Below are 13800 nucleotides of genomic sequence, written 5' to 3'. Positions count from 1 at the left end.
ACGACTTACGGGATTTATCCACGACTTTTGCACAAGATAATTCCGACAAATGGAAATTACCTCTTGCGATAAATACCGTAAGTCGTATTTTCACGGTGTTCCTTCCCCGTTATTTCTCACGTGGTTGGGTCAAAAAGAACGCCCGGTTGCAGCCGGGCGCAGTTGAAGGAGTCCACAATGGCACAAAAGCCACAGGGCTTGCACCCTGAAGATATCAAAAGTCGTATCCGAAAGAAATTCGGAACGCTCTCCGCGCTGGGTGTGCATCTCAAGCGCAGCCCCAACACTATCAGCAATGCGATCTACCAGCCGGGATATTCCGTCCCTCTGGAACGGCAGATTGCGGACGCCATCGGCATGGAACCATACGAGGTTTTTCCAGACCGGTTTCATAACGATGGTTCTCCTGTGCGGGTTCGTGCTGACAGAACACCTACCTGCCCGCTGCCTGACGCGCACCGTCAAAACGGAGCGGCGGCATGAACACTGAAATGATCCTCATTGCCGATATCAATGCAGACGACCGCCTGCGTGAGATCGACCACGAGTATGCGAAGTTCATTGCGGCATCCATGGCGGATCGCGGCCTGCGCCAGCCGATCGAGGTCAGGAAGGTCGGCAAGAAATATGAACTGATTGCCGGTGGCCACCGCCTTGCAGGCGCAAAAATCCTCGAATGGGTAGATATTCCCGCCATTGTCCTCAAGGCGAATGACCTTGAAGCCAGACTGCTGGAAATCGACGAAAACCTGTTCCGCCGCGAACTATCCCCGCTGGACCGCTCCACCTTCCTGGCCAAGCGCAAGGAAGTCTATGAGGCCATGCACCCTGAGACCAGGCATGGCGGCGACAGGAAATCGGATCAAAGCGACAGGGTTGGCGACTTGATCGCGTCGTTCTCGGACGAGACGGCAGAACGCCTTAACATTTCCAGCCGGACCATCGAACGGTCGGTCGCCCGCTACAAGAACATCATGCCCGATGTGCGCCAGCAGATCGCAGGCACGTGGGTGGCAGACAGCGGATCGCAGCTTGACGAAATGGCCAAGCAGACGCCGGAAATGCAGCGCCAGATCGTCAGTTTCATCCAGCAGTGGCCCAAGGTGCGCAAGATCGCGGAAATCGTCCGGCAGATCGAGGATCGCCCCAAGCCGAAGCCTGCCGGAACCTATGAAAAATTCATAGCCATGTGGCGCAAGGCGACGGCTGCCGAGCGTAACCAGATCATCGCCTATCTTGCCCCCGACCTGCCGGGCTTCCAGAATGAAAGGGAAGCAGCATGACCCGCAATACCAATGCCCCCGAACAGCTTTCCCTGCTGGACTGGGTGCCACCGAACCCGGTTGTGCGGTTTGACCCCAGCCTGATCCGCGCCAACCAGTTTTCCTCGCGCCTGTCCCGCGCCATTTCCGTGTCGCTGGAAACCTGCGGGCGTTCGCGTGAGCGGATTGCGGAAGAAATGTCCGGCCTTCTGGAAAAGCCGGTATCCGTCAATATGCTCAACGCTTATGCCAGCGTGCAGCGCGAAGGCCACCAGATCAGCGTGCCCCGGTTCGATGCCCTGCTGTCGGCCACGCGGGACCGCAGGCTGCTGGAATTCATGGCGGAGCCGATGGGCTGGGCCGTGATCGAACGGCGTTACCTTCCCGCCATCGAACTGGCGGCAGTATCCGAACGCAAAAAGGAACTGACCCGTCACGAAGCCATGCTGCGTCGTCAGGCCCTGAATGGGGGGCGCTGGTAATGCACGCATCTGCATGGCTGTCGCCAGCAGAACTGGCGGCAATGGCACTTCCCGGCCTGCCGGGGACAAAGCAGGGTATACAGGCGCGTATCGAGGCCGAAAACTGGCTGGACCCGGAGCGCGAAGGCCAGACATGGCGCAAACGTGCGGGGCGCGGCGGTGGATATGAATTCACCATGTATGCCCTGCCGCTGCCGACACAGGCGGCACTGGCCATCCGGTTGCAGGACACCCCCATCGGGCAGCAGGAAAGCGAGGATTTCCGCACGGAATGCCGCCGTGAAGACCTCTGGCGCCGTTATGAGGCGATGCCGGAGACCCGCAAGGAAGCGGCCCGCAAGGCGCTGGCAGTGATTGAGGCCATCGAAACCCTGTTGCAGGCTGGCGTGCGCAAGAACCACGCCATCATGCAGGTGGCCCGGCTGAAAGGCGTCGGCAAGACCACGATCTACAACTGGTATCGCGATATCCGCGGTCTTGATCGCTGCGACTGGCTGCCCGCGCTGGCCCCGCATTACGCTGCCAGCCAGGCACGGGCGGAATGTCCGGCCGAGGCATGGGAAATCCTGAAAGCGGACTACCTGCGCCTGTCAGGCCCCACCTTTCAGGACTGCTACCGGCGTCTGGAAGGACAGGCGAAGAAAAACGGCTGGACCCTGCCATCCGCCAAGACCCTGAAACGGCGCATGGACGCCCTGGGCACGGAACTGCTGACCCTGTGCCGCAAAGGAGAAGAAGCCCTGACCCGCATGTATCCTGCACAGGAGCGTGACCGTTCCCTGTTCCATGCGCTGGAAGCCGTGAACGCGGATGGCCACACCTTCGACGTGTTCGTCCAGTGGCCCGGTGTTGCGAAGCCGGTAAGGCCCACCATGATCGGCTTTCAGGACCTGTACAGCGGCATGATCCTGTCATGGCGTCTGGACATTTCCGAGAACAAGGAAATGGTCCGTCTGGCCTTTGGCGACATGGTGGAACGCTATGGCATCCCGCATCATTGCTGGCTGGATAACGGACGCAGCTTTGCCAGCAAATGGCTGACCGGCGGCGTGGAAAACCGCTATCGGTTCAAGCTGCGCGATGATGAACCGCAGGGCATCATGCCCCATCTTGGCGTGCAGGTTCACTGGACCAACCCATACAGCGGCCAGTCCAAGCCCATCGAACGTGCATGGCGTGATCTGGCGCAGGGGCTGTCCAAGCATCCGCGTTTCGAGGGCGCATACACCGGCAATAATCCGGTGAACAAGCCGGAGAACTACGGCACCCATGCCGTGCCGCTGGATGAATTCATCGCGATAGTGGCCGAAGGCATCCGTGAGCATAACGAACGGATCGGACGGCGCAGCAAGGTATGCGGTGGGAAGCACAGCTTCCGGCAGGCATTCGAGGCATCGTATGCCGCAGCCCCGATCACCAAGGCTACGCCCGAACAGCGGCGCATGTGGTTGATGGCGGCAGAAGCCATCAGGGCAGACCGCAGGACCGGGGCCATCACGCTGGAGGGTAACCGTTACTGGGCGGAATGCCTGGCAGGAATGGGCGGTGAACAACTGATCGTCCGCTTTGACCCGCAGGCCATGCATCAGTCCGTGCATGTTTACCGGCTGGACAACACCTATGTGGCCGAAGCGCAGTGCCTTGAGGCGGCAGGCTTTGCCGACAAGACGGCGGCACAGTCCCACAACCGGGCACGCAAGGCATGGGTCCGCGCACAGAAAGACATGGCGAAAGCGCAGAAGCGCATGTCTGTCGGAGAATTGCAGGACATTTACCTGCCTGACCCCAACACGGCAGGGGACGAACCCGTGGAGGCCAAGATCGTGCGGCCATTCCGCCCTGCGGCGATCGCCCATGGCAACGCAGCCGTCGCCATTGATCTGGATGCGATTGAAGACGGCGAAGAAGAAGAACTGTCGAGCGTAGTAAAGCTGCGTCAGTTCATGCGGCAGCAGGCTTAATACCCTTCTAAAAGGCACTTAATACATGAATATTGTTGTAACCGACATTGCCCCTGCGGGCAGTGAACAGGATCACTCACCCTCTGGCACGCTGCGCACGCGGGTCCAGATGCAGATGGAAAGCGAAAGCCTGTCCATCAAGGCTGCCGCCACGGCGTCCGGCATCGCCTATTCCACCCTTTCGGCATGGCTGAACAACAAGTATGCGGGCGACAATGCCGCCGTGGATGCCAAGGTGGAACGCTGGCTGGAAAGCGCCCGCACACGCTCGCATGTGCGCAAGGCCCTGCCGCAGGAGCCGGGCTTTATCGAGACCCCCACCGCACAGATATGGATGAGCGTCTTTGAATACTGCCAGGGCGGCCCGGATATCGGCCTGATTACCGGGGATGCGGGCGTGGGCAAGACCATCGCCGCCAAGCACTACCGCGACAGCAACCCCAATGTTTGGATGATGACGGCCGACAGTTCCATGCGCAGCCCGACCGCTATCCTGCGCAAGCTCACAAGCCTTGTGGATGCCAACGTGCAGCGCGGCCCTGGCATGATGGACAGCATTCTGGAACGTGTGCGGGACACGCGCGGGCTGATTATTGTGGACGAGGCGCAGAACCTCCAGACAGAGTCCATCGACCTGCTGCGCAAGATCTATGACGAGGCCGATATCGGTCTGGTGTTCATGGGCAACATGCCGCTCAAGAGCCGCATTGAAGGCATGGGGCGGCAGTCCAGCCACGCGCAGATATTCTCCCGCGTCGGCATGCGCAAAAACCGGGCCAAGCCGCAGGTCAAGGACGTGCTGCCCATGCTGGATGCGTGGGGCATCCATGAACCCACCCTGCGCAAGGTGGGCCGCTGGATCGCCATGCAGCCGGGTGGCCTGCGTACGCTCAACAAGACCGTGCGCTACGCCTACATGCTGACGCGGGCCGACGACCGGCAGGAACTGGCCGAAGCGGACCTGAAAGCGTCGTGGAAAGAACTGACGGGCACGGAACTGCCGTCCTTCGCAGGACGGGAGTAATCGGCATGGGGAAAGCAGCGAAAACACCGGCCCTGCCGCCCGCGCGGCAGGAAGATGAAATCTCTGACCTTTACAATCAGATCACCGACAGGGTGGCGGTCATGGTTCAGATGGGGCCGGAAAGCCGGGGTCTGATCCGCGACTTTCTGGAAGGTCTGGACGAAAACCTGAGCGTGGCGGACGTCAAGGCGGCGCTGGAGGCGGAATGGTCATGACCCGGAAATGGCAGACATTCACGCCGAACCAGTCGGCCGTGCTGTGGCTCATGCGGGACAACGGCACAGCCATCTTCCGGGATGGCTTCCGCAGGATGAACTGGTCCCGCAATGCAGACGGATCGGTCCTGATCGATGGCCCCGGCCTGATCCGGCAGGCGTTGCTGGAACGCGCACTGATTGTGTGTTCCGGCGATGGGTATGTGCTGACCGACGCAGGGGCACAGGCCGCTGCCGCCATCCTGACGCCGCCTGCACAGGTCGAACGCGCGCACCTGCCGCTTACACCCTTCTGGCTGTCGGATGCGCAGATGGTGGCGATTTCCGGCTGGTTTCCGAAATCCCACGGGAAAGCCCGTCTGGATGACCGCCAGATACTGAGCGGCATCGTGTTTGTGTTCCGCCAGAACCTGATGTGGGGACAGGCCCCCGCAGAATACGGCGGCGAACTGGCACTGCGCCGCCGCTTCACCCAGTGGTGCCAGTCGGGCGTGATGGATAACGCCCTGGGCCACCTCTTTGAACAGGACGGCGATGGCCAGTCCCGGCTGGTTGTCACGACCGCCATGCTGATGCGGCACCGTAGCGGCGCACACGCCATTGCGCGCGGCTACCTGCCAACTTTCACCCCGATTGATGAAATGGAGGCCGCATGAGCGCCGCCCTGCATACCATCGTTCCGGCACAGCCCCCGCTTGCCGGTCCGGCCATGGTCATGGACGCCCTGCGCACGGTTACGGAACACACCCGGTTCAGCCACCCGGATGCGTTCGACCCGCTGCTGGAAGACCTGATCCTTTACCTGCGCGACATGCTCCGCGTCACGCCGCCCGTAAGCGCGGCGCTGATGGCCGAGGCGCTGGATGTGCCGACATTCCTGCACACCCGTGCCCGTGAGCAGATCATCGTGAGGTTTTTCCGTTCCCTGCCGCCGCGCATGACCGCGCGCCTGATCCTGTCCGGCCTGGAGGGCCAGTAGATGCACCAGACACCCCTTGCACAGCTTCGCCACAACACCCGCAGCATGCGTGAGACCGCAATCCGCATGCGGGAGATTAAGGACGACCGCCCCCTGACCACAGCCGAACTGCGCGACCTGGGCGACTGGCTCATGCGCCAGTGCATCGAGATTGACGGGGCCATCGGCACCGCAGCCCTTGCCGGACACCTGCCGCACCTGGGCAGCGTGGTGGTCGAGGCCGAATGCCGGGAGATCGGGGTATGAAGGAAGAAGTAAGAATGCAGACCGGCGATCTGGCAGAAGTGACGCAGACGGTTGTTGATCTGGCACATGGCCGCATGGCGGAAGGTTCCAGCGATTTGAACGTGCTGCTGGATCAGGCCGACAGCAACATGGAAATGGCCGTCATGTCTTTTGAAGATGGACGGCTGGCCTTTGCTGCCACCTGTGCAGAACAGGCCGCCTCCTGTGCCCTTCTTGTGGCTATCGCCCTGCGGCGTATGGCGAAGGACATCCCGCCCGTGCAGGAGCGCCACTGATATGACCTGCACTGCATATTGCAGCAGGGATGGGGTCATCGGCATTGCCGATGGCCTTCATTTCCCCGACGCCTGCCTGCCCATCGCCACCGGATCGCGCGGGCACCTGTCCTTCCAGATCGAGGAACTGGGCGAACGTACCCGCAAGGGCCGCGCCTTTCGCGTGCCCGGCGTGACCGGCCGCGAACGCGACCACGTAGCCTACACCGCCGTCCAGACCTTCGCCGCCACCATCCTGACCCGCAATGCCAGCCTGCGCCGCTGGCCCATCACTACGAACCGCAAGGAAATCCGCTCATGAACGCCACCACACGCATTGCCGCCGCTCTTGAAGCAGGACAGGACGTGTACCAGCCCCCTCGCGAAGGCACGGTGCGCAACCAGCGCGGAGGCGAAAGCCTGCGTCAGCATGTGCAGGTGCGCTGCCTGTTACAGCACGACATTACGGTGAAGATGGTGGATGGTGCGCGCGCCCTGCGTGACCTGATTGCCGAACAGAAGCGGCAGTTCATGGCTGATGCGGATCTGTACGTCCGCTCCATGCTCGCGCTGTATAACGCCAACCCGACCGGAAAGCGGGGCGGTTTTAACATCGCGTCGTTCGATGATCTGATGAAGGTCGAATTCAGCGTGACGGATTACCGTGCCGTGGACGGGGCAGTAGTCGCGGCGCAGGCATTGGTCAGCGAGGTGCTGAACGACCTGACAGACCAGCTTGAACCATGGGTGCGTGACCTGCTGAACAATGCGTTCAACCGGGATGAAAAGACCGGAAAAATCAATGTGGACCACCTGCAGAACCTGCGGAAGGTGGATATCCCCCATCCCAAATGGCCCGATGCCTGCGAAGCCATATCGGACAGTATCCGCATCGCCGGATCACGGTCCTATCTCCGCTTTTACGAACGAGAAAGCCGCGACAAGGAATGGCGTGCGGTCGTTCTGCAATTTTCGGCGCTGTGAGGGCGTAATGGACATTAAATATTTTATCGCGGAAATGCCGCGTATGGCGTTTCCTGTGCCGATGGGTCTGCCCAGGATCGAGTTTCATCGCATGGATGAAGGTGGGACGGTCGGTATGTACCAGACGCAGGAAATGTCTTCGGGTGAAGCATTGTCGAAACTGATCGGCACGGTCGATATTGCGGCCCTGCGCAAGCTGCTGGACGAGGTGGACGTATCATGACGGCACGAAAGACCGATCCTGCGCGCGGCGCGATCTATGCCAAGCTGCACATCGCCCGCAAGGAACTGCGCCTGCCGGATGAAGCCTACCGCGACATCCTGCACCGCATCACCGGCAAATCCAGTGCAAAGGATGCCACGACACCCGCGCTGGAAAAGGTTCTGGCCCATTTCCGCACGCTGGGCTGGAAGCCGAAGAAAGGCAGCCTGTCCAGCAGCGACAAACCGCATGTCCGCATGATCTATGCGATCTGGAAGGACATGGGGCCGATGCTGGACAGCGGCGGCACGCGCGAAGCCCTGCGTGCCTACGTCCAGCGGCAGACCATGACGCCGGACCATCCCGGTGGCATCACCGCTCCCGAATTCCTTGATGGCGTGCAGGGACGGAAGGTGATTGAAGGATTGAAGCGGTGGAAAACGCGGCTCGATCAGGGGTATAAATGAAAAGAGCCAACAGGAAGGAAATGAGAATGTCAGATGTCACAATTATAATTTTCAACAACAATTCTCGAGAAGCCTTGAAAAGAGTAGTTTCACGAGTACTGCGTGCAGACCATCCACATTTTATTGAGTTGAACAGTATTCTAGATCAGTTGATCAACAGTGAATCTAATCAGATTTCAATACCGAAAAAAGCGAAGGCGGCATTAATATCCGCTGGAGAAGAGCTGAATGAGCGGGACAAACAGCAGATTATCAATGATCGAATCCAGTTTCACAATAACAGCATTATGGTCAACCAGTCGAATCTTAAGCAGACGAGCGTGCAAAATATGAATGACCTTCTACAAATCTTAAAAGGCATGATGGATTGATTTTTGACTGCTAAAAGAGGTATGCCACTTTGACGCTAAGACGGTATAATCCGCATACATGTTCCGTCCTCAATTTCAGAAACCGCCCCTATCCGGGGCGGTTTTTTCGTTTACAGACAATACTGGATGCCTGTTTATAAAAGGGACGATTTCGCTTAATGATTACTGATGATGATCTGAACGCCCTGCGCGGGAAAATCCGTTCCATCGTCCGGCAGAGTGTCATTGCCGGACGGCATGCCACCAGCAGCGAGGACGCGGCGCGTATTCAGGACCAGATGGTCGCGGCAAGTGAAAGCACAATCATGCTGGATATTGTCGCCCTTCTGGCAAAGCATGATGGTAAAGAGGTGACATGAACATTCAGCCGCCTGTGCAGATTGACTGGCTTGTTGCCGATGTCGGTGAAGATACGGCACTCTGCTTTATCGAAAGCGCGGGCGGCAGCCGGATATGGGTGCCGCGCAAGTGGTCCGGTTCCGACCTGTGCAATACCTATGGCGAAGATATTGCCCGCAGCCTGTCAAACCATTATGGCGGCGAACAGATAGAAGTGCCCATATGTCGCCACTGGCGCATACAGATGTATCGCCAGATGAACCTGACCATCGACCAGATTGCCGTGCGCGCCGGAGCCACCAGGCGATGGGTCAAGAAGGTTCTGGAAAGCGGCCCATACCTTCCCCGCGCGCGCCGGGAAGGCTGGCGCACCGATCCGGGTCAGTTGAACCTGTTCTGATCCAACAGGGGAACAACATCCCCCTGAAAGCCTGTTTATGTCGCGCGTAACCTGCCGACATGCAGACCAACTTCCTCACAATCACAGATTTTACCCTTGGCGAAGAGGGTCTGTACCAATGTTGCAAGAGCGACGGCGGTAACTGGACCGGTGGCGCGCAGGGGCACGGGTTCCTTGTCGGCACCATGCGCGGCATTTCCGCGCCCACCATGGTGCGCTGGATGGGGTGTGGACCCGGCAACGTCACGGCCAAGGTCATGCGGTCCATTGACGTGCCGACCTTCCGCGCCATTGCCCGCGCCTTTTACTGGCGTCCGCTGAACTGCGACCTGCTGCCCGCAGGTATCGACGCCATGGTGGCCGATTTCGGGTTCAACGCTGGCATCCGCGTGGCTGCGCGTCAGTTGCAGGCTGCGGTCGGCATGAAGGGCGCGGCCCTTGATGGCGATATCGGTCCTGCCACGATTTCTGCCGTGCTGGACACCATGGCAGCGCCCGCAGGGTCGCGCCTGATCGGCACGCTGACCGATATGCAGGCCGCCTATTACCGGAACTGCCGTCAGTTCAATGTCTGCGGCGAAAGCTGGATTGACCGCACCATCCGGCGCGAGGCACTGGCCAATACCCTGGCAAAACAGGCTGCCACCACCGCTTGACCCCATACGGTCATGCGGGCGCGCATGGCCGTTTTTGCTCCGGCGAGGACGCAGCGCCAATTTCTTGGGAAAACCCATGTCCTTCAAATGGAAATCCATCCTGCCGGGGATCGTCTCTTTCTTCGGCAACCTGGGCAGCGGTTCGGCCAGCAGCAAGCTGGCCAACTATGAAACCGCAGCCCAGACGGCGGTAAAGGCTGCCGTCACCAAGGTCGATAACGGCGTGGACGAACTTCAGTCCGCATTCAACAAGTGGGAAGACAGCAACCCGCTGGTAAAGGAAGCCATCACGGGCGCGACCGACCTGCTGCGCGCGCTGGGCATTCAGGTGCCCGACGAAAACGCGGTGGTGACGCACGTGAAGGCCGCCGTGGCCGATCTGGTGGGCATCTTTGTCCCGCAGACCACCACGACAGCGGCTACCACCACCACGGCGGCGACCGACGCCACGGCGCAGGCGGCAACGGCCCCGGCCGCTTCCTGATCCGTGACAGAGATGATGAACCCGGCCGCGCCAGGCGTGGCGCCCACGTTGCTGATCGTCCTGGTGCTGGTCGGGGTCATCATCACCCTGGGCTTTGTCCTGGTCATGAGCCGCCAGCGCAATCTGGCCCTGCGCCACGACGCCCTTGTGGTGCGGCATGAAGCCCTGACGCGCGACGTAGGCACGATCAAGGCAGCCATGGACACGGTATCCGACCGGCTGACCAAGATCAGCCAGAACGGCAAGAACACCACGGAATTACTCCACACCATCATTCGCGGAACCATTGAGTCCGCCAGCGGGAAATGAACATGAGCGCCGCCAGTGCCCTGATTGAAGACCGTCGCCTTCGCATCCTGAAATCCCTTGAGGAAATGCAGGACCGCCGCCTGAACGAGGACGTGCTGGTGCGCATGATCGCCGCAAACGGCCAGTCCATCGACATTGACACCCTGCGTGCCGACCTGACGTTCCTTCAGCATCAGGCATGCGTATCCATCGAGAAGCTGCCCCGCACGCATGGCGACCTGTGGGTGGTCAACATGACAGACATCGGCACCCGCGTGGCGGACGGCGTGCAGCATCTGCACGGCGTGGCCCGGAACCTGATGTTCTGATCCATGGCGCGTCCTTCATCCATCGAGCGCGAAGACGAGGAAATCCGCGAGGAAATCGCGAAGGCCCGCGCGCACGGCATGACGATTGACGAAATCCTTGCCCTTCTGCGTGAAGGCTACGGCAAGGATTTCAGCCGGTCGGCCATGGGCCGTCACTGCCAGAAGCTGGACAGGCTGGGGCAGAAGGCGCGCCGGTCGCGCATGGTGGCCGAGGCGCTGGCACGCCAGATGGGGGATGCATCGGTGTCGCGCATGCTGCGCGCGAACGTGGAGATGATGCACACGGCCATTCTCGACCTGTTCATGGCGGGCGAGGATGAAGACGGGAAGCCCAATGCCGATGGTCTGGCAGCCCTTCAGGGCAACCCGGAAGGGCTGATGCTGCTGTCCAAGGCGCTGGACCATCTGACCAAGGCCAGCAAGACCGATGCGGATTTCGTGGCACAGATCGAGGAACGCACGGAAGCGCGCCTGCGCCGCGAAGCCGAAACCAACATCCGCCGTGAAGGCAAAAAGCAGGGCCTGACGGCCGAGCAGGTCGCAGCACTGTCCGCCGGGATGTTCGGGGTCAAGAAATGAACAGGGAGGAATTCTCCGCCCTGTTCCTGTCCTACCAGACGGAACTGATGGCCACCACGGCTACCGAGGCCGTCACGGTTGCCGAGAAATCGCGCCGTATCGGTTATTCCTGGGCAGCATCATACCGTGCGGCCCTTACGGCAGCGGCCGGTGCGGATGCGGGCGGCATGGACGTGTTCTATGTCGGCTATAATCTGGAAATGGCGCGGGAGTTCATTGATTACTGCGCCGAACACCTGAAACAGATCGATGGTATTGTTGCGACGGTTCAGGAAAGCGTATTTCGCGATCCTGACAACCCGGACAAGGACTGCAAGGTCTTCCGCATTGATCTGGCATCCGGGTTCAAGATACTGGCGCTGCCGTCCGTCCCGCGCGCCCTGCGTGGCATGCAGGGGCTGGTCATCATTGATGAAGCGGCCTTCCATGATGATCTTGAAGAACTGCTGAAGGCGGCGTTGGCCCTGCTGATGTGGGGCGGCCGCGTCCTGGTCATCAGCACCCATGACGGTGACACCAACCCGTTCAACAAGCTGGTGCAGGACATCCGCGCCGGGCGGAAGCCCTACAAGCTGCTGCGCGTCACGTTCGATGATGCGCTGGAGGCTGGCCTTTACCGCAAGATATGCGAGCGCAAGGGCGAGGAATGGACCGCCGAGAAAGAAGCGGCATGGCGTCAGGAAATCATCGACGCCTATGGCGATGCGGCGGACGAGGAACTGTTCTGCATTCCATCTCCCAGCACCGGCAGCGCGATCCCGCTGGCGCTGATCGAGGCGCGGGAGGTTCGGGGCACTCCGGTTGTCCGCTGGGCGCAGAAGACGGAATTCACGCTGCTGGACGAGCATGTGCGCAAAAGCGAGGCACTGCGGTTCTGTGAAACCGAACTGCTGCCGCTGCTGGAAGCACTGGACCCGAAGGTTGCCCATGCGCTGGGGCAGGACTTTGCCCGTAACGGCGACCTTAGCGTGATCTGGCCGCTTGCCATTGAACGCTCCCTGCTGCGGCGCACGCCGTTCATTGTCGAACTGCACAACATCCCGTTCGACCAGCAGCGCCAGATCCTCTGGTACATCATCGACCGGCTGCCCTGCTTCCGCGCGGGCAAGCTGGATGCGCGTGGCAACGGCCAGTGGCTGGCTGAAGTGACCGTGCAGAAATACGGCAGCCGGATTGAAGCGGTGATGCTGTCCGAAGCCTGGTATCGGGACAACATGCCCCCGTTCAAGGCGGCGTTCGAGGACGGAAACATCACCGTGCCAGCCGATAGCGGCGTGCAGGATGATATCCGGTCGCTGAAGATCGTGCGTGGCGTGATCCGGGTGCCGGAACAGCGTGTCACCCAGAAGGGCGGCGCGAAACGCCATGGGGATGCCGCCATTGCCGGTGCGCTGGCCTATGCCGCCAGTCGCGCCGATCCCGAGGAATACGGCTATCAGGCCGCGCCTCGCAATTCCACCACAACAGACCATGACCCCGACAGCCCGGCAGATGACGCGCCGGATGATGACGATATGGGGATTGGCATGCGCGGGAGTGTTGATTTTTGAGTTACATCACATGGATTGCCCGCGCGTTCGTCGCGGCCGTCAAGGGTGCCATTTTCATGGTGATCCGGCGCGATGCGGAGAACACGCAGAAGGCGGCGGACATGAAGGCCACCGTGAAGGCTGCGCAGGAAACCACTGCAACGGAAGCCGCCATGGATCAGGCGGCGGCAGATGCCCCCACCACCGACGCGGCGCTGGACGCCCGGCTGCGCGGGGGGACGGCATGAAAGAGCAGTATTATCCCAGGCTGTCAGAGGTCATTGCCCGTGACATGCACCGCCTGAACGGCACACGGCAGCCACGCGGCCCCGACCTTGGCTCGGCCATCGCTGCCCTGACGATTGGCCTGCTGTTTGCCCTGGCACTGGCCGGCTGCACGCAACCGGTCGTGCTCCCGCAGTGCATCCCTCTCAAAGCCGTATCAAAGGCCGATGAGAACACGCTTGCGGACGAACTGGACGCCACGCCCGACATGCCTGCGCTTCATGACATGGCACGTGATTGGGTGCGGATGCGTGATGAGGACCGGGCTGCGTGCCTGAAAAGGGGCGCACTATGAGACTTCATAACGTCAGCCTGTCACTGCCGTGCATGGACTGGACATTCCCCTTTGGTTTGTCCCGCCGCGCGTCCGGTCATTATCCATCACCGAACAACACCGATCCGCGTGCCCTGTTCAAGAAGAAGTCCGGCAGGCGCAAGAAGAACAAGATGCGCCGGAAATGAAA

General features: G+C 60.6%; 26 protein-coding genes. All 26 read left to right on the top strand.

The genetic code is table 11. The features are described 5' to 3' along the window. Nucleotides 1–177 precede the first annotated feature (177 nt). The 26 genes from HNO79_RS14655 (at nucleotide 178) to HNO79_RS14530 (ending at nucleotide 13798) form a co-directional block, all read left to right on the top strand. The gene (locus HNO79_RS14655) at nucleotides 178–483 is read left to right on the top strand and encodes a helix-turn-helix domain-containing protein (protein WP_214165724.1); all 306 of its coding nucleotides are present in this window, start codon (nucleotides 178–180) and stop codon (nucleotides 481–483) included. After that, the gene (locus HNO79_RS14650) at nucleotides 480–1283 is read left to right on the top strand and encodes a ParB N-terminal domain-containing protein (protein ID WP_214165725.1); all 804 of its coding nucleotides are present in this window, start codon (nucleotides 480–482) and stop codon (nucleotides 1281–1283) included. Before HNO79_RS14655 ends, HNO79_RS14650 begins: the two co-directional genes overlap by 4 nt. After that, entirely contained in the window at nucleotides 1280–1744 is a 465-nt protein-coding gene (locus tag HNO79_RS14645) for a hypothetical protein (RefSeq protein WP_214165726.1), read from the top strand. The genes HNO79_RS14650 and HNO79_RS14645 overlap by 4 nt, the downstream gene beginning before the upstream one ends. Continuing rightward, nucleotides 1744–3705, top strand: coding sequence for a transposase domain-containing protein (locus tag HNO79_RS14640; RefSeq protein WP_214165727.1), 1962 nt, complete (start codon nucleotides 1744–1746; stop codon nucleotides 3703–3705). The genes HNO79_RS14645 and HNO79_RS14640 overlap by 1 nt, the downstream gene beginning before the upstream one ends. Before the next feature lie 25 nt (nucleotides 3706–3730). Next, nucleotides 3731–4729: an AAA family ATPase gene (locus HNO79_RS14635; protein ID WP_214165728.1), complete on the top strand. Its 999-nt coding sequence runs from the start codon at nucleotides 3731–3733 to the stop codon at nucleotides 4727–4729. A 5-nt stretch (nucleotides 4730–4734) separates the two neighbouring features. Further along, complete coding sequence (locus HNO79_RS14630) at nucleotides 4735–4944, top strand: hypothetical protein (protein WP_214165729.1); 210 nt, start codon at nucleotides 4735–4737, stop codon at nucleotides 4942–4944. Then, complete coding sequence (locus tag HNO79_RS17530; protein WP_214165730.1) at nucleotides 4941–5600, top strand: transposase; 660 nt, start codon at nucleotides 4941–4943, stop codon at nucleotides 5598–5600. Before HNO79_RS14630 ends, HNO79_RS17530 begins: the two co-directional genes overlap by 4 nt. Then, nucleotides 5597–5923, top strand: coding sequence for a hypothetical protein (locus HNO79_RS14620; RefSeq protein WP_214165731.1), 327 nt, complete (start codon nucleotides 5597–5599; stop codon nucleotides 5921–5923). Before HNO79_RS17530 ends, HNO79_RS14620 begins: the two co-directional genes overlap by 4 nt. After that, complete coding sequence (locus HNO79_RS14615) at nucleotides 5924–6169, top strand: hypothetical protein (protein WP_214165732.1); 246 nt, start codon at nucleotides 5924–5926, stop codon at nucleotides 6167–6169. It begins immediately after the preceding gene. Between the two features lie 14 nt (nucleotides 6170–6183). Further along, nucleotides 6184–6444, top strand: a complete 261-nt coding sequence (locus HNO79_RS14610) for a hypothetical protein (RefSeq protein ID WP_025811993.1) — start codon at nucleotides 6184–6186, stop codon at nucleotides 6442–6444. Between the two features lies 1 nt (nucleotide 6445). Continuing rightward, a complete protein-coding gene (locus tag HNO79_RS14605) occupies nucleotides 6446–6745 on the top strand; it encodes a hypothetical protein (protein WP_214165733.1) in 300 nt (99 codons plus the stop codon). Next, nucleotides 6742–7407: a DUF3164 family protein gene (locus HNO79_RS14600; RefSeq protein WP_214165734.1), complete on the top strand. Its 666-nt coding sequence runs from the start codon at nucleotides 6742–6744 to the stop codon at nucleotides 7405–7407. The genes HNO79_RS14605 and HNO79_RS14600 overlap by 4 nt, the downstream gene beginning before the upstream one ends. A gap of 43 nt (nucleotides 7408–7450) precedes the next feature. Next, nucleotides 7451–7630 carry a hypothetical protein gene (locus HNO79_RS14595; protein ID WP_214165735.1) on the top strand — a complete coding sequence of 60 codons (180 nt, stop codon included), beginning with the start codon at nucleotides 7451–7453 and terminating at the stop codon, nucleotides 7628–7630. Beyond that, a complete protein-coding gene (locus tag HNO79_RS14590) occupies nucleotides 7627–8076 on the top strand; it encodes a regulatory protein GemA (RefSeq protein WP_214165736.1) in 450 nt (149 codons plus the stop codon). The genes HNO79_RS14595 and HNO79_RS14590 overlap by 4 nt, the downstream gene beginning before the upstream one ends. Before the next feature lie 26 nt (nucleotides 8077–8102). Continuing rightward, nucleotides 8103–8447: a hypothetical protein gene (locus HNO79_RS14585; protein WP_214165737.1), complete on the top strand. Its 345-nt coding sequence runs from the start codon at nucleotides 8103–8105 to the stop codon at nucleotides 8445–8447. A gap of 158 nt (nucleotides 8448–8605) precedes the next feature. Continuing rightward, nucleotides 8606–8806, top strand: a complete 201-nt coding sequence (locus HNO79_RS14580) for a hypothetical protein (protein ID WP_025812001.1) — start codon at nucleotides 8606–8608, stop codon at nucleotides 8804–8806. After that, nucleotides 8803–9186 carry a hypothetical protein gene (locus HNO79_RS14575; protein WP_214165738.1) on the top strand — a complete coding sequence of 128 codons (384 nt, stop codon included), beginning with the start codon at nucleotides 8803–8805 and terminating at the stop codon, nucleotides 9184–9186. The genes HNO79_RS14580 and HNO79_RS14575 overlap by 4 nt, the downstream gene beginning before the upstream one ends. 59 nt (nucleotides 9187–9245) lie before the next feature. Then, nucleotides 9246–9842: a glycosyl hydrolase 108 family protein gene (locus HNO79_RS14570; RefSeq protein ID WP_214165739.1), complete on the top strand. Its 597-nt coding sequence runs from the start codon at nucleotides 9246–9248 to the stop codon at nucleotides 9840–9842. A 76-nt stretch (nucleotides 9843–9918) separates the two neighbouring features. Then, nucleotides 9919–10326, top strand: a complete 408-nt coding sequence (locus HNO79_RS14565) for a hypothetical protein (protein WP_214165740.1) — start codon at nucleotides 9919–9921, stop codon at nucleotides 10324–10326. A gap of 12 nt (nucleotides 10327–10338) precedes the next feature. Beyond that, nucleotides 10339–10635 (top strand): hypothetical protein, encoded by a 297-nt coding sequence (locus HNO79_RS14560; RefSeq protein ID WP_214165741.1) that lies wholly within the window; start codon nucleotides 10339–10341, stop codon nucleotides 10633–10635. Nucleotides 10636–10637: 2 nt separating this feature from the next. Next, entirely contained in the window at nucleotides 10638–10943 is a 306-nt protein-coding gene (locus HNO79_RS14555) for a VpaChn25_0724 family phage protein (protein WP_214165742.1), read from the top strand. Nucleotides 10944–10946: 3 nt separating this feature from the next. After that, entirely contained in the window at nucleotides 10947–11522 is a 576-nt protein-coding gene (locus HNO79_RS14550; protein ID WP_048851723.1) for a phage protein Gp27 family protein, read from the top strand. Further along, nucleotides 11519–13072, top strand: a complete 1554-nt coding sequence (locus HNO79_RS14545) for a hypothetical protein (protein WP_214165743.1) — start codon at nucleotides 11519–11521, stop codon at nucleotides 13070–13072. Before HNO79_RS14550 ends, HNO79_RS14545 begins: the two co-directional genes overlap by 4 nt. Then, entirely contained in the window at nucleotides 13069–13299 is a 231-nt protein-coding gene (locus tag HNO79_RS14540) for a hypothetical protein (protein WP_048851721.1), read from the top strand. Before HNO79_RS14545 ends, HNO79_RS14540 begins: the two co-directional genes overlap by 4 nt. Then, nucleotides 13296–13631, top strand: a complete 336-nt coding sequence (locus HNO79_RS14535; protein WP_214165744.1) for a hypothetical protein — start codon at nucleotides 13296–13298, stop codon at nucleotides 13629–13631. The genes HNO79_RS14540 and HNO79_RS14535 overlap by 4 nt, the downstream gene beginning before the upstream one ends. After that, entirely contained in the window at nucleotides 13628–13798 is a 171-nt protein-coding gene (locus HNO79_RS14530; RefSeq protein ID WP_214165745.1) for a hypothetical protein, read from the top strand. The genes HNO79_RS14535 and HNO79_RS14530 overlap by 4 nt, the downstream gene beginning before the upstream one ends. Nucleotides 13799–13800 lie beyond the last annotated feature (2 nt).

The sequence above is a fragment of the Komagataeibacter oboediens genome (assembly GCF_018491655.1).
Lineage (GTDB): Bacteria > Pseudomonadota > Alphaproteobacteria > Acetobacterales > Acetobacteraceae > Komagataeibacter > Komagataeibacter oboediens.
Note: the sequence above shows the minus strand (reverse complement) of the source record. Positions and strands in the feature narration are given on the sequence as shown.

Excerpts from the sequence above, each read along its gene's own strand:
- HNO79_RS14655 (WP_214165724.1), top strand. The coding sequence starts at position 178 with ATGGCACAAAAGCCACAGGGCTTGCACCCTGAAGATATCAAAAGTCGT.
- HNO79_RS14650 (WP_214165725.1), top strand. The coding sequence starts at position 480 with ATGAACACTGAAATGATCCTCATTGCCGATATCAATGCAGACGACCGC.
- HNO79_RS14645 (WP_214165726.1), top strand. The coding sequence starts at position 1,280 with ATGACCCGCAATACCAATGCCCCCGAACAGCTTTCCCTGCTGGACTGG.
- HNO79_RS14640 (WP_214165727.1), top strand. The coding sequence starts at position 1,744 with ATGCACGCATCTGCATGGCTGTCGCCAGCAGAACTGGCGGCAATGGCA.
- HNO79_RS14635 (WP_214165728.1), top strand. The coding sequence starts at position 3,731 with ATGAATATTGTTGTAACCGACATTGCCCCTGCGGGCAGTGAACAGGAT.
- HNO79_RS14630 (WP_214165729.1), top strand. The coding sequence starts at position 4,735 with ATGGGGAAAGCAGCGAAAACACCGGCCCTGCCGCCCGCGCGGCAGGAA.
- HNO79_RS17530 (WP_214165730.1), top strand. The coding sequence starts at position 4,941 with ATGACCCGGAAATGGCAGACATTCACGCCGAACCAGTCGGCCGTGCTG.
- HNO79_RS14620 (WP_214165731.1), top strand. The coding sequence starts at position 5,597 with ATGAGCGCCGCCCTGCATACCATCGTTCCGGCACAGCCCCCGCTTGCC.
- HNO79_RS14615 (WP_214165732.1), top strand. The coding sequence starts at position 5,924 with ATGCACCAGACACCCCTTGCACAGCTTCGCCACAACACCCGCAGCATG.
- HNO79_RS14610 (WP_025811993.1), top strand. The coding sequence starts at position 6,184 with ATGCAGACCGGCGATCTGGCAGAAGTGACGCAGACGGTTGTTGATCTG.
- HNO79_RS14605 (WP_214165733.1), top strand. The coding sequence starts at position 6,446 with ATGACCTGCACTGCATATTGCAGCAGGGATGGGGTCATCGGCATTGCC.
- HNO79_RS14600 (WP_214165734.1), top strand. The coding sequence starts at position 6,742 with ATGAACGCCACCACACGCATTGCCGCCGCTCTTGAAGCAGGACAGGAC.
- HNO79_RS14595 (WP_214165735.1), top strand. The coding sequence starts at position 7,451 with ATGGCGTTTCCTGTGCCGATGGGTCTGCCCAGGATCGAGTTTCATCGC.
- HNO79_RS14590 (WP_214165736.1), top strand. The coding sequence starts at position 7,627 with ATGACGGCACGAAAGACCGATCCTGCGCGCGGCGCGATCTATGCCAAG.
- HNO79_RS14585 (WP_214165737.1), top strand. The coding sequence starts at position 8,103 with ATGTCAGATGTCACAATTATAATTTTCAACAACAATTCTCGAGAAGCC.
- HNO79_RS14580 (WP_025812001.1), top strand. The coding sequence starts at position 8,606 with ATGATTACTGATGATGATCTGAACGCCCTGCGCGGGAAAATCCGTTCC.
- HNO79_RS14575 (WP_214165738.1), top strand. The coding sequence starts at position 8,803 with ATGAACATTCAGCCGCCTGTGCAGATTGACTGGCTTGTTGCCGATGTC.
- HNO79_RS14570 (WP_214165739.1), top strand. The coding sequence starts at position 9,246 with ATGCAGACCAACTTCCTCACAATCACAGATTTTACCCTTGGCGAAGAG.
- HNO79_RS14565 (WP_214165740.1), top strand. The coding sequence starts at position 9,919 with ATGTCCTTCAAATGGAAATCCATCCTGCCGGGGATCGTCTCTTTCTTC.
- HNO79_RS14560 (WP_214165741.1), top strand. The coding sequence starts at position 10,339 with ATGATGAACCCGGCCGCGCCAGGCGTGGCGCCCACGTTGCTGATCGTC.
- HNO79_RS14555 (WP_214165742.1), top strand. The coding sequence starts at position 10,638 with ATGAGCGCCGCCAGTGCCCTGATTGAAGACCGTCGCCTTCGCATCCTG.
- HNO79_RS14550 (WP_048851723.1), top strand. The coding sequence starts at position 10,947 with ATGGCGCGTCCTTCATCCATCGAGCGCGAAGACGAGGAAATCCGCGAG.
- HNO79_RS14545 (WP_214165743.1), top strand. The coding sequence starts at position 11,519 with ATGAACAGGGAGGAATTCTCCGCCCTGTTCCTGTCCTACCAGACGGAA.
- HNO79_RS14535 (WP_214165744.1), top strand. The coding sequence starts at position 13,296 with ATGAAAGAGCAGTATTATCCCAGGCTGTCAGAGGTCATTGCCCGTGAC.
- HNO79_RS14530 (WP_214165745.1), top strand. The coding sequence starts at position 13,628 with ATGAGACTTCATAACGTCAGCCTGTCACTGCCGTGCATGGACTGGACA.